The 12400-nt window shown below is 40.9% G+C and carries 14 protein-coding genes; 9 read left to right on the forward strand and 5 right to left on the reverse strand.

The genetic code is table 11. The features are described from left to right. The first annotated feature begins 184 nt into the window (after positions 1–184). Positions 185–1735, forward strand: a complete 1551-nt coding sequence (locus tag BW961_RS04060) for a class I adenylate-forming enzyme family protein (RefSeq protein WP_068581019.1) — start codon at positions 185–187, stop codon at positions 1733–1735. A 119-nt stretch (positions 1736–1854) separates the two neighbouring features. Then, positions 1855–2472, forward strand: a complete 618-nt coding sequence (locus BW961_RS04065; protein ID WP_068581021.1) for a carbohydrate-binding family 9-like protein — start codon at positions 1855–1857, stop codon at positions 2470–2472. Positions 2473–2544: 72 nt separating this feature from the next. Here the strand turns inward: BW961_RS04065 and BW961_RS04070 are convergent, their stop codons facing one another. After that, positions 2545–3453, reverse strand: coding sequence for an alpha/beta hydrolase (locus tag BW961_RS04070; RefSeq protein WP_082867356.1), 909 nt, complete (start codon positions 3451–3453; stop codon positions 2545–2547). Positions 3454–3661: 208 nt separating this feature from the next. On the opposite strand from BW961_RS04070, the gene BW961_RS04075 reads away from it, so the two are divergent. The 5 genes from BW961_RS04075 to BW961_RS04095 all read left to right on the forward strand — a co-directional run bounded on the left by BW961_RS04075 (position 3662) and on the right by BW961_RS04095 (position 6861). Then, complete coding sequence (locus BW961_RS04075; protein ID WP_068581026.1) at positions 3662–4372, forward strand: HlyD family secretion protein; 711 nt, start codon at positions 3662–3664, stop codon at positions 4370–4372. Further along, on the forward strand, positions 4372–4653 hold the full coding sequence (locus tag BW961_RS04080; RefSeq protein ID WP_068581029.1) for a permuted SH3 domain-containing protein: 282 nt from the start codon (positions 4372–4374) through the stop codon (positions 4651–4653). The genes BW961_RS04075 and BW961_RS04080 overlap by 1 nt, the downstream gene beginning before the upstream one ends. Positions 4654–4684: 31 nt before the next feature. Next, entirely contained in the window at positions 4685–5332 is a 648-nt protein-coding gene (locus BW961_RS04085; protein ID WP_170878531.1) for an ABC transporter ATP-binding protein, read from the forward strand. After that, positions 5329–6543, forward strand: coding sequence for an ABC transporter permease (locus BW961_RS04090; protein WP_068581035.1), 1215 nt, complete (start codon positions 5329–5331; stop codon positions 6541–6543). The genes BW961_RS04085 and BW961_RS04090 overlap by 4 nt, the downstream gene beginning before the upstream one ends. A 123-nt stretch (positions 6544–6666) precedes the next feature. Next, on the forward strand, positions 6667–6861 hold the full coding sequence (locus tag BW961_RS04095) for a hypothetical protein (protein WP_068581039.1): 195 nt from the start codon (positions 6667–6669) through the stop codon (positions 6859–6861). A 68-nt stretch (positions 6862–6929) separates the two neighbouring features. Here BW961_RS04095 and BW961_RS04100 read toward each other — a convergent pair whose 3' ends face one another. Together BW961_RS04100 and BW961_RS04105 are read right to left on the reverse strand one after the other, a co-directional pair. Next, positions 6930–8558, reverse strand: a complete 1629-nt coding sequence (locus BW961_RS04100) for a glycoside hydrolase family 5 protein (RefSeq protein ID WP_068581042.1) — start codon at positions 8556–8558, stop codon at positions 6930–6932. Between the two features lie 157 nt (positions 8559–8715). Continuing rightward, positions 8716–9444 (reverse strand): SDR family oxidoreductase, encoded by a 729-nt coding sequence (locus tag BW961_RS04105; protein ID WP_068581044.1) that lies wholly within the window; start codon positions 9442–9444, stop codon positions 8716–8718. A 207-nt stretch (positions 9445–9651) separates the two neighbouring features. On the opposite strand from BW961_RS04105, the gene BW961_RS04110 reads away from it, so the two are divergent. Continuing rightward, positions 9652–9990, forward strand: coding sequence for a winged helix-turn-helix transcriptional regulator (locus BW961_RS04110; RefSeq protein ID WP_068581882.1), 339 nt, complete (start codon positions 9652–9654; stop codon positions 9988–9990). Between the two features lie 163 nt (positions 9991–10153). Further along, a complete protein-coding gene (locus tag BW961_RS04115; RefSeq protein ID WP_068581047.1) occupies positions 10154–10711 on the forward strand; it encodes a hypothetical protein in 558 nt (185 codons plus the stop codon). 128 nt (positions 10712–10839) lie between these two features. On the opposite strand, the gene BW961_RS04120 is transcribed toward BW961_RS04115, so the two are convergent. Both BW961_RS04120 and BW961_RS04125 read right to left on the reverse strand, forming a co-directional pair. Next, complete coding sequence (locus BW961_RS04120) at positions 10840–11202, reverse strand: hypothetical protein (RefSeq protein ID WP_068581050.1); 363 nt, start codon at positions 11200–11202, stop codon at positions 10840–10842. 220 nt (positions 11203–11422) lie between these two features. After that, a complete protein-coding gene (locus tag BW961_RS04125) occupies positions 11423–12262 on the reverse strand; it encodes an ROK family protein (protein WP_068581054.1) in 840 nt (279 codons plus the stop codon). Positions 12263–12400 lie beyond the last annotated feature (138 nt).

A 12400-nucleotide genomic window follows, 5' to 3' on the forward strand; every position in this document is an offset into this window, starting at 1 on the left:
TGTATTTTATTGAGTGGAAATTTAGATAAAAGGAGAACCTAGGGATGAAAACGCATAATTTTAAAACTTATTTATAAGAAATAGTTATTTGCTACTGCATATTTCTCATGGTACGTTTTCAATACACAGTAAATTCATAGTAAATGAAATGTATGAAATTCTTTCTTATGGAGGTGGAAACGGTATGCTACTTTCAAAGATACTACCGGATATTGCTCGTATGTATCCAACCAATAACGCGATGAAGTACAAGAATGAGAGTCTAACATATGATCAACTATTACATCGAGTAAGTTGTGTCGCGCGTGGATTCCATGATCTTTGTATCAAACCAGGTGAACGAATTGCATTGTTGGGTAATCCTTCACCTAATCTTGCTATTGCGGAGTACGCTGCGGTTGCTATGGGAGCAATTCCCGTTACGATATTTCCTGGTTTAGCACCTATAGAAATTAAACAAATACTACAAGATTCGTCACCAGTTGGTGTAGTCTATGACCTTGATCAATTGTATTTATACGAGATCATCTCGTCACTAAGCATAAAATATCTTATTTCATGTAAGTCAGATCGTAACCTCCCTCATTCAATTGAGGATTTCATTACTAATTACCCCTCGATGACAGAATGGTACGAAGCAGATCCCGAAGATATTGCACTCCTTATTTATACAGGGGGTACGACTGGTCGCTCCAAGGGTGTGATGCATTCGCATCGTAGTATCCGAAGTTGGGCTTTCATGAATCCACAAATGGGCGTAGGACATAATCCTACTAAAAAATCACTTGTCTTTAATCAAGCTCATTTGACGGGTCAATACATCCTCTGGGCCTCAATAAATGAAGGAGGTTGTCTCATCTATCCGGATAGCTATCCACTGCAAGCAGATGAGGTTGTTGACATTATTGAACGTGAACAAATTAAATATCTAGGTACAGTGGGTCTATTACTCAGGGATATCGTCAATATGGACAATATTAAATCGAGAGATTTAATATCGATAGAAGGAATTTCATGCGGCGGCGCTCCCATCAGCGAGAATACATTACATAAAGCACGCGATCTTTTTCCGAAAGCACAAATCACCGAAGTATATTCCCAAACAGAAAGTGGACAATTCATTAGTTTTGTATCCATAAATCAATGTTTCAATGAAGGGACTTTACATCGTCTGAGATCCGTAGGGAATCAGGATAACTTGGCATTATGGGGACAGCAGCCATTCCTTGTGCGGATCATCGATCACACATGTACGGATGTTGAGGTAGGAGAAATAGGAGAAGTTATATGTCAAGGCGCTCAGATGATGCTTGGCTACTGGAATAACGTCGAAGAGACAAACAAAGCCCTACGAAATGGCTGGCTGCATACGGGTGATTTAGGCAGATTTGATCAAGATGGCTATTTGTACCTTGTAGATAGAAAGAAAGATATGATTATTGTCGATGGTTCAAATGTGTATTGCATAGAAGTAGAGGAAGTATTAAGTAAGCATCCTGCAATCCTTGAGATTGCCGTAATAGGAACACGATTATCTAATGATGGCGAAGAAGTAACCGCTGTTGTAACCCTTCAACCAGACACAGACCTTACGTTAGAAGAACTGAAGCAATTCTGTCTCAATCAAATAGCATTATATAAAATTCCTACTCGTTTGGAAGTCGTTAACGCCATACCTAGAACTTCTGTTGGAAAGGTAAATAAGGCAGTTATTAGGAAGAAGTATAACTCCTGATGGACATCATTTGTGATAAAATCAATGAATATAAGGAAATCTGAGGTATAATCAATAGTAGAGTTCCTTGTTGTGGGAATGAAATATAGGTAAGAATTATATAGATTTGGGGTGAAAAGGTGCAATCTAAGATCGTCGATGGAGATTACGTGTATCAATGTAAACAAGTGCAATCAACAATAGATTGGAATAGTTGTGACGTGCTCGAATTAAGTGATACGGTAACAGGTCTTCCGCCAAAAGAAGCAACCGAGGTAAGAGCTTGTTGGAGCACAGAGTATTTGTATTTACGATTCTTGTGTAAGGAGTCGAACATCGTATCCGATTTCGAACACAGAGATGATCCGCTGTATGAACAGGATGTCGTTGAATTCTTTATCGATGAAGAAGACAAGGGTACCGGTTACTTAGAGTTGGAAGTTAGTCCAAGAAATATAGTGTTTGATGCTGTCATTGAGAATGATGGTATAGACACCGTTGTTTCGATAGACCAAACTTGGTGTTTTAAGGATCTTCAAACATCTGTGGAATCCAAAAAGCAAGGATATTTAACCACCTTCATTACGATTCCTTCATCCAATTTCATTCATCCACTTCATCAAGGATTACGATGGAAGGTTAACTTCTATCGGATTGATGAGGACTTGGATGGAAATCGAGAATTTCAAGCGTGGCGACCTACAGAGAAAATCAATTTTCATATCCCTTCTAGATTCGGAACCATGGTATTTATATGAACGGAAGAGACGCCATCCAAGCCCTATGTGGGTATGACGGCGTCTTTTTTTTGCTGAAAAATTGGTGTGCGCTTATTTACCGGAGTAAAACAATAGGTAATCACTCGTGTGTTTGCGCCAGTAATCCCCGTCATGTCCACCAGGCCCATGATGATATTCCGAATTCACGTTCTTGCTCTGCAATTGTTGATAGAGCGCCTCTGCACCTTCATAAAATCTAAAACCATCCTCATCTCCAGAATCGAGATAAATCGATAATCCTTTCAGATTCTGGGTCTCTACAAGGCGCAAAGGATCTCTTTGATCTTGAAGCTGTTCAGAAGGGTATAGCCAATTGCGCAATCCCTCTGCATCCCCCCAGTAGTCCATGAATAAAGCTGGGCTGTGCCCGCCGACTTTACTGTATAACGCTGGATGTTGAAATGCGTTAAATAGTGCAGCCCATCCACCCATAGATAATCCACCGATATATCGACCTACTCTACTGGCATTGGTATTGAAATGTCCATCTACGTATTGGATTAGATCATTGACAATATAGTCACTATAATCTCCTTCCGAGATAGAATTGAACCCGTAGCTGTTGTTGATTTGCGGGGAAATGATAATTAGAGGATTAATCTTATTTGCACTTATCATTGCATCTGCGGTTACATCCAATCCTAACTCCGGTAACCAAGAGTCTTCAGTCCCGCTATATCCATGAAGCATGTAAAGGACCGGGTATTTCTTGGTTATGTCATAACCTTTTGGCAAGTAAATATTAAATTTCATATCTTTGTCGAGTGATTCGCTGTGAAAAGTAACTTTTTGAACGTTTGGAGATGAGGAGATGACCACAGTACGTATGGGCATGGGTTCCACAGGCTTACTTGCAGTCACTTTGATGCTTGTCTCGGGTTGGTTATCATTGGCACAACCGGGAATCATCAATGTACTTAATAATAGTATGCAAGTAATGATCATAGTACCAAACCTCATAAGTATGCCCCCTTGTTCATTTCGCATGGATATGAATTCAATGATATTTTACCATAATTTGTGTGTTTAATATCTCAGGAGAAACATTGAAATTAAATTTAATTCATTTTTAATAAACAATTCGTTCATCCTTAATTTGGTATTCAGCTAATCTTAAAATAACGATGATATGATGACCTCATTCCAATCGAAAGGAGAACGAAAATGAATGAAAAAAGGTTATAAGAATTTGATAGTTATCTGTGCTTGTGTTGTTGTAGTTGGCGCTGGAGGGACGTATTTTGTCCAGAAAACGACTGCCAGCCCCAAGATGGAAATAGCGATCATTACATATTCAGTCAAAAAAGGGGACTTATCCAAGACAGTTTCATCCTCCGGGAATATCGAGGCATCCGAATCTGTAGATCTTTCTTTTAGTGGGAAATCTAAAGTGACCCAAATTCATGTGAATGCTGGAGATAGTGTTACCAAAGGGCAAGTTCTTGCTGAGATGGACGCTACTTCAGTTAATAATGCGTTACTATTGGCACAAGCTAATTATGATAGTGCCGTTGCTAAGCTGAAAAGTATAGAAGCGGGGACGGATACAAGCACCATTAGTGATCAGAAATATCAGGTTTCAAAAGCCAAATTAGATGTCACTTCTGCACAGACTGAACTGTCAAACGTGAAAAAAATTTCCTCTGCTTTCTATTTACAGCAACAGGTGGATCTTGCTAAAGCAGCAGTCATCAGTGCTCAGACAATACTAGATCAGGAAAAAGAAGGCACAGATCAATCTAAAACGTTGTTTGCCCAAGTGGCGCTTGAGAATGCGCAAAACGCATATAAACAGGCAGCTACACAGCAAAGCAATAAGGATTCATTACAAACTTCGCTATCTTCCTTACAAAATAAATTGGCGGGAAAAAAATCGTAATGTTAGACAACAATGGAACGGAAGAGCAGAAAGAGATTACTACAGGCCTTGATGATGGTGCTAGAACAGAAGTACTTTCGGGACTTTCTGAAGGAGACAAGGTGACTATATCAATGACCACCACGAATAAGACGACCACAACCAATATGCAAGTGGTATGGGAGGGTTTGGCGGTTTCGGGGGTGATCCAACAATGCAGGGCAGACAGTACAATAGAACGGGTAGTACTGGAAATTCACGTCAGGGTACCACTGGAGGTGGTAAATAGTGATCACTTTTGAGGATGTGGATAAGGTATACGCGTCAGGTGAGATGAAGGTACATGCACTGAAAGGGGTGTCACTTCATATTCATGAACGAGAATTTGTATCAATCATGGGCCCCTCGGGATCGGGTAAATCAACCTTGATGAATGTGATCGGATGTCTGGATAAACCAAGTTCCGGCATTTATACATTGGATGGCATCAATGTTGGTACTGCATCATCGAAGCAATTATCCCAGGTAAGAAATCAGAAAATTGGCTTTGTATTTCAAAACTTCAATCTTCTCAAACGAACCTCAGCGATCGAAAATGTAGAACTTCCGATGCTTTACGGTGGAAGAGCCAAAAAGGAACGACTTGAAAAGGCCCAATACTGTCTTGAGCGCGTAGGTCTTAAAGATCGAATGTATCATAAACCAAATGAGTTGTCAGGTGGACAGCAACAGCGTGTCGCAATTGCACGAGCATTGTCCAATGATCCAGCTATTATTCTTGCGGATGAGCCTACTGGAAATTTGGATAGCGCATCCTCTGAAGAGATAATGAATATTTTTAGAACGCTTAATGATAACGGGAATACAATCGTTGTAGTTACTCATGAAACAGATATTGCGGCATACACACAAAGAATCATTTGCTTCCGCGATGGAAGGATTGAAACCGATCGCTTTAATATGGAGCGTGGCGTCATATGAATGTTGTAGAATTGCTGAAGATCTCACTAAGGAGTCTAACAGTCAATTTGATGCGTTCTTTTCTCACGATGTTAGGGATTATTATTGGTGTAGCAACGGTCATAGCTATGATATCGATCGGAGAGGGTACAAGTAATCAGGTGACAAGTCAGATTCAAAGTCTTGGATTAAATCTGATTACAATTACCGCTGGAACAAGTTCAGCCTCAACAGGAGGTTCGGGTGGAGGAACTCTGCAAATCTCTGATTCGGAGCCCCTTACACAGATAAATACGGTTAAATATGTAGCACCAGTGATGCAGGCGAATACACAGGTGAAGAATGGAGCCAATATCACCTCGACAAGTATAATTGGAACGAACCCAAGTTATGCGGATATTAAATCATGGGAAACAGATATTGGACGTTTCTTTACTGAGGATGAAGTGACAGATAAAGCGAAGGTGGTTGTGCTTGGTTCAACGACTGCGGAGAATTTGTTCGGAAAAGCTGGGTTTGACGCGATAGGCAGCTTGATCAATATCAATAACATTCCTTTTCGTGTCATCGGCATATTACAATCTAAAGGGTCTTCCGGATCTATGGATATGGACGATACGATTATAGCGCCGATTACAACGGTACAATCCCGGTTTCAAGTGGGTAACTCGAAAAATGCTGTGCGACAAATTTTAGTCGAATCGAAATCACCTGATTCTATCAAAAGTACCATTGCCTTGATTGAATACACCATGCGCCAGAGCCATAAGTTGGGTCAAGGTGAAGATGATTTCAAGGTTCGGAGTCAGGAAGATGTGCTCTCTTCTGCGGAGAGCGTTACGAATACACTAACACTTTTTCTGGGAGGAATCGCAGCTATTTCCCTTCTAGTAGGTGGAATTGGCATCATGAATATTATGCTTGTCTCCGTTACGGAACGTACACGTGAGATCGGTATCCGCAAGGCAATAGGGGCACCAGAAGGGACGATCATGTCTCAGTTTCTTATGGAATCCGTCACGTTAGCTATTCTTGGTGGGGTCATTGGTGTTCTACTAGGATTTGGAGGTTCCAAGTTTGTCGGTCATTTGATGACTATCCAAACAGCGGTGTCTATGAATTCCGTTCTTCTGGCAGTTGGATTCTCCGGTTGCATTGGTATCGTATTCGGTGTATTTCCTGCTCGCAAAGCTGCTAGATTAGATCCCATAGAAGCCCTTCGTTACGAATAATAGAATGCGTTACCCTATTAATATATTTGATAGAAATGAACAACTTTATGCATTTCCTGGAAAAACGGAGCATATCATAACTTTGAAGTGATATTCAAAATAGCTGAAATGAGGAACTTAATCATGGCAAAATCTAAACGAGGACATGCACTCTGGAGCTTACCTTCACGTGGTCGTGGCACCTGTCCAATCTGCGAGAGCACGCGAATTAAGCTGCTCTATCCAAGAAGAGCAACGGATGGTACGAATATTAAGGTATGTAAGCGCTGCGACAAGGTGTCACAAGAAAAAGTGGATGCATCGATATTAGTGAAGTGAATCGTATTTAAGGGTGCCAGTTGTCCTAATGCATAAGCATTATGGAACAACGGCACCCTTGTTTCATGTTATTTCACAACAGAGAACTCAATCCAATCCAAATCAACTTGACCCTGAAGGACACGGACGATCACTTGAACAGGTCCACTTACTACGGTGATGTTTCCCATTAGCAAGGTCTCATGCCATCCCTCATCTCTTACTTCACAAGTTACGGGTTGTTGTCCTTTCCATTCGATGGAAAGGGTTGCATCTTGTCCAGTAGCCATATTTAATCGAGCACATAGATCGAATGGATTGGTCTCAACGCACAATGCATCGTAAGCAAGCCAATCACCTGGATGTAGTTCTACACAAACGGTATTATTCGCATCACACAGCTTGCCGCCTTCTGAGTTATAGCTTGGCTTATCATTCTCACTTGCTATCATTCTCATAGGAACATAGTCACTCACTCGTAACCCTACTGGGTTCTCTTTCTTATGCACAATACCGAAACCTACACCATCCCCTTGTCTGTAAAATTCAGCAGGAATCTGGATAGGGAGGTGGCGCAATAGAGAACGAGATATTCCAGGGTACGCGTCACACTGCTCTAGTCTAATATTATCGAGATATTGATTAAATATGGCTTCCGATGTTGCCGCATCCGGCTTCGTACCCCCTTCCAAATAGTCAGTCAGTAGATTCCAGCCTCCTGGCATACGAATAGAGTAAGAGGAGTTCGACGTATTTATCTTCTTCAATGTCCATAAATTCCAGGAAATCTGGTGGTCTTCGAACATTTGGAATGCACCACTATACCACTGTGCGTTATTTTCTCCACCTTCACCCATGAAGATAGGCACATTCCATTCATCGCGCTTATCTATATACTTCTGAATGCTCTCAGTATCAGGATTGTTCCAATATTTATGGAATTGCAGCATCAGATTATCATCGAATTGATCTGTGAATATAGACCAATCTGTTGACCAGTGTACCCCTTCAAGGATAATCATATGCTTCTTATCTATTTCACGAATAGCTGCCGTAATTTCTTTGTACAGCGGAAGTACCTGATCATTGTACTTGTTAAACCAATCTGGAAGTGGCTCATTCAAAAGATCGTAGCCTGCGATGATCCAATCGTCCTTATAACGTTCAGCAAACATTCGCCAGATTGCGATCGTCAATTCTTGATTCTTGCGGTCCGTAAATAACTCCGGTAAGTCATTCTCGGAATCATCAATGTTAGCCCCAGTCTGCCCACCGGGTGCGCCATGCAGATCCAATATGACATATACTTTATATTGTCTGCACCATTCGATGACTTGGTGAATACGCGCGAGACGTTTCTCATTAAAGGTCACTTGGTCTCCTGCGATGAGGATGTCACGAGCATTGATAGGAAGCCGGACTGAATTATATCCTTGTAGGGCAACTTCACGAACATCGATCTCATCAACATAACGTTCTACATACGTATCCCAGAATAGGGATGCTTTCTCTTCCCCAATTAATTCCTTTACCATCGCCTCGATCTTTCGAGGGCGATCTCCGCCTTCAGGCAATTTCCACATATATCCTTCGGGTAGCAACCAACTTCCGAAGCCTACACCTCTAAGGATAATTTCTTTGCCATTACCATTGATGACCTTTTTCCCATCAGCTCTAATGAATCCGCTTACATCATGGTAGTCGATATGTACGTTCATAATCGGATTGCCTCCTAATCAGTTTGTGTTGGCTACTTGTGCTATCATGCTCACACAATATAGCACAAGACTAAAGATTGAGGTGGACAACCCGAAATTCAGAGTACGTATCCGAAATATGGAGGGTATATGAGTTCATTGAAGCCTTACTTAAATATCAACGCAAGATATAGCCGCCATCCGGGTAGAGCGTACTTCCGGTGGTATAGCCATTGGTCATCAAATAAATCGTTGTATGTGCGGCTTCGTCTGAATGACCCACTCGGCCAAGTATATTTAACTTGGTATATCCTTCATAAGCTTTATCTCTAGTCTCCTGATCTGCACCTTCCCAATTAAATGAGGTATGTATGGTGCCTGGCGAAATGACATTTACTCGAATGGGTGCTAGTTCTACGGCTAAGGCTTTGCCTAGGCTTTCGATTGCACCGTTGCATGCAGCATAGGATGCGCCATCTGCAAGTGGTCGTTGACTAAAGGCACCGGACATTAGAACAATGGAACCGTTAGGGTTAATGAAAGGGGCTGCGTACTTTACAGCGTTGTATTGTGGCCAGAATTTAGCATCAAAGCAGCTATGAGCAATCTCTGAACTTGACGTAATTGGACCTCTGACATAAGAAGCGCCTGGCGTAAATAAATGGTCGAATTTACCGATGTCTTCGAAAAAGGACTTTAATTGATCTTCGTTCTGATTATCCAATGGATACGTTTCTACAGAGTCTGATCTAAGAGAAAGACGGGCTGTATCCAATTTATCTTGGGAGCGACCTGCTAGAATAACTTGTGCTCCTTGTTCAATAGCCTGTTTAGCAGTAGCCAAACCTATTCCAGAACTTCCGCCAATAATTACGATTCTTTGATTCTTTAATGAAATAGTAGACAATTTGAATATGCTCCTTTATATAGAATGTAGTGAAATTGATATTTCTATCTATAGTATTAGGCAAGAAATCCTTTCTGCAAAGTACGCACTATATTCGTACTAGGTACGAATTTTCGTACTAATATACTAGAATTAGGTATTATTGAACTAACGTGCAAAAGGAAAGAGTGATAGGTATGATAGGTATGAGAGGGTGATATGATGAATATGGATTTGAAGGAGCCTAGATTGAAAGGTGTTCTTACCTCGCTTCAAATGATTGGGGGGAAGTGGAAGCCACTTATTTTGTTTATTTTATTAATAAATGGGACACAGCGGTTCGGAGAACTACGACGTCTGATCCCAGAAGTCTCACAAGGTACACTGACTAAGCAATTGCGCGAACTTGAGATGGATGAACTTATTGAACGCGTAGTCTTTCAAGAGCTACCTCTTAGGGTGGAATACAGTATTTCAGAGCATGGAAGAACACTAACTTCTGTGTTGGACAGCATGTGTGGTTGGGGCAGATACCATCTGGATTATATAAAAACGAAGGAAAGTTAAATAGTTGCTAAGCTTGAAGGTTAAGAGAATATATTCAATTAGGGGTCACGTAGTAGCGCCCTCGTAGGAGTGAATCATTATTAATACGTTTGTCCGTAATGTCATTGTCTACCTATTCATAGTTATCGTCAGTACGATTTTAGCAGTACTTGAAGTAGCTACAGTGTACATTGTTATTATCGCTGTCCTCATTGCAATTGTATGTATGATGCTTCCGTATTTGTTTATGTTATTTCAAGAGACTAATATAGTACGACTAGAGAAGTTTTTAAGTGGACAGCGAAAGAATCCGGCTCTGTACCTATATTATGCCATTGCGAATAAACAAGATGAAGAAGTCGGCACGCTCATCGATGGTTTACTTCTCAAGTATAAGCATCCGCAGAGACAAGCATTGTACAAGGCTATTTATGGTGCATATCGAAAAAGTGTGAGCACAATGAAAAATGAACTTATACATATTCAATCCAAACAATTCCGCTGTTATTATGAAACATATGTACATATTGAGGAAGGTAACATGGAACTTGCGCGAGCAACAGCTGCTACAGTGTCAAAGCCTTGGATGAAGAACAGCGTGTTATCTGAGATTGAATTGCGATCCGGGAACCGTCAGGAAGCGATTCAACTAGCAAGGCAAGCCTTGCAAAGTAGTAGAGGATTACAAAGGTATATTGTGTATAAGAACTACGAGTGTGAGCTACCAGAGGCTCTATTGTAAGATTGATTGGTAAGTGATAGAGTCGCAGGTCTTTTTTATGAAGGAATAGAATTTTATAAATATAAATCAGCCCCATGCAATTGCAGGGGCTGATTTATTTGATCAGAGGATGTATGTCATTAATAGATTTATATAGCTAAACTTGCCATAACATGCCAACTTCCTGAACTTGATAATGTGTAGCTGTAATCACCAGCTGGTTGGTTCGTTGCTAGTGTTATCAAAGGTGTTGATACTGCCCCTGGGTAGATCGATTCTTGAGGATTAAGTGTTATTGTCTTGGTGCTGACAAGTTTAGTTCCTTGATAAAGTCTAATTGTTAAATCATCGCGATACTTACCCGTGTTAACAATAACGCCATTACCAAACTTAATTGTGCCGCTTGAGATCGTATAACTCGGGCTAGAATAGTTAAACGCAGCAAAGGCTGTTGTTGTAAAACTTAAAACAATAGCAAGCATAATACAAAGGAAAGATACGGTCTTTTTCATCCTTACACCTCCTTTCTTACAAGAAGATTAGGAACTTGTGTCAGGAAGTCTTTGTATAATAGATTATAGTTAAAATTGATATAAAAGTAAATAATGGAAATATAATCTAGATTAAAGAGAGTAATATATATTAAAACAACCGCCAGCATGTGGCGGTTGATTGTAATGTTAGGTTTGTGAATATTAATAATAAGTCATTTGATTAATGTGTATTGGAATCCTATCCGATAACCTTACGAATCCACTCCCGAGCACCGAAAGCGATCACCTGGTTATGAATCTTTGGGGTCGTTATCGTGCAGCACTTGAGCAACTCAGGCAACGCATACTCTTCTAGGGCAGCTTGAGCAGCTTCCATATAACCCTTATAAGTCGGAGTGCTACCGCCAACGACGATTGTATCTGGGTTATAGAGGTGTATCAAATTTGTTAGTGCGTATCCGAAGTACAGACCTGCTTGGCGTACAAGATCCTTAACATGCTCATCACCTGCTTCGAGACGCTCGCGAAGCGTAGCATCATCCATGTCTGTCTGTTTCATAATCACGTAACCGCTTGAAAGATTGTCGAGCATTACCGGTTCTCCATCGACAACAAGGATCATATAGCCTAACTCACCGTTCCAGCCCTTCGCGCCTAGCTGTAATTCACCGGATACGACAACACCTGCCGCGATAAAGGCGTCAGACATAATGACAATACCCGTTTCATTGTCTGTGAAATGAGCAGCTTCGGCCATTGTCGCAGCCTTCACATCATTGATAAATGCCACGGGAATGTGTGCTTTTGTTGCGAACATATCTGCTGTAACGCCTGTCAACGCAGGAATGACATGGCTGAGCTCAACTTTATCGTTACCGACGACTAGCCCTGGCATACCCATGCCGATGCCGCTGGGCCTATAAGGTAACTTGGCAACAAAGTCCTCGATATCCTGTTGGAGTTGAACCGCTGTACAATCTGGCCCAGTAGATACCGTATGTTCCTGATAGCCGTCTAATGTTTCAGCCATCATATACATCTTCTCGCCATCAATTTCAATGCCGACAAATGAATTCATATTGTTTATCTCTCCTATTATTCATCATTGTGATCAGCCGCATAACTGCAAATGATAGAGTTACAATTCTGCTAATCCAGTCACATACCCATATTATATATATTATGTAAAAAACTACAACGATAATATATATAGGAA

The organism is Paenibacillus macquariensis, from assembly GCF_900156375.1.
Taxonomy (GTDB): domain Bacteria; phylum Bacillota; class Bacilli; order Paenibacillales; family Paenibacillaceae; genus Paenibacillus_AQ; species Paenibacillus_AQ macquariensis.

Bases quoted from the DNA above. Each gene is read 5' to 3' on its own strand.
- BW961_RS04120 (WP_068581050.1), bottom strand. From the start codon at position 11,202: ATGAAAAAGACCGTATCTTTCCTTTGTATTATGCTTGCTATTGTTTTA.
- BW961_RS04075 (WP_068581026.1), top strand. From the start codon at position 3,662: ATGAAAAAAGGTTATAAGAATTTGATAGTTATCTGTGCTTGTGTTGTT.
- BW961_RS04125 (WP_068581054.1), bottom strand. From the start codon at position 12,262: ATGAATTCATTTGTCGGCATTGAAATTGATGGCGAGAAGATGTATATG.
- BW961_RS04095 (WP_068581039.1), top strand. From the start codon at position 6,667: ATGGCAAAATCTAAACGAGGACATGCACTCTGGAGCTTACCTTCACGT.
- BW961_RS04070 (WP_082867356.1), bottom strand. From the start codon at position 3,453: ATGAGGTTTGGTACTATGATCATTACTTGCATACTATTATTAAGTACA.
- BW961_RS04090 (WP_068581035.1), top strand. From the start codon at position 5,329: ATGAATGTTGTAGAATTGCTGAAGATCTCACTAAGGAGTCTAACAGTC.
- BW961_RS04080 (WP_068581029.1), top strand. From the start codon at position 4,372: ATGTTAGACAACAATGGAACGGAAGAGCAGAAAGAGATTACTACAGGC.
- BW961_RS04060 (WP_068581019.1), top strand. From the start codon at position 185: ATGCTACTTTCAAAGATACTACCGGATATTGCTCGTATGTATCCAACC.
- BW961_RS04110 (WP_068581882.1), top strand. From the start codon at position 9,652: ATGGATTTGAAGGAGCCTAGATTGAAAGGTGTTCTTACCTCGCTTCAA.
- BW961_RS04085 (WP_170878531.1), top strand. From the start codon at position 4,685: ATGAAGGTACATGCACTGAAAGGGGTGTCACTTCATATTCATGAACGA.
- BW961_RS04100 (WP_068581042.1), bottom strand. From the start codon at position 8,558: ATGAACGTACATATCGACTACCATGATGTAAGCGGATTCATTAGAGCT.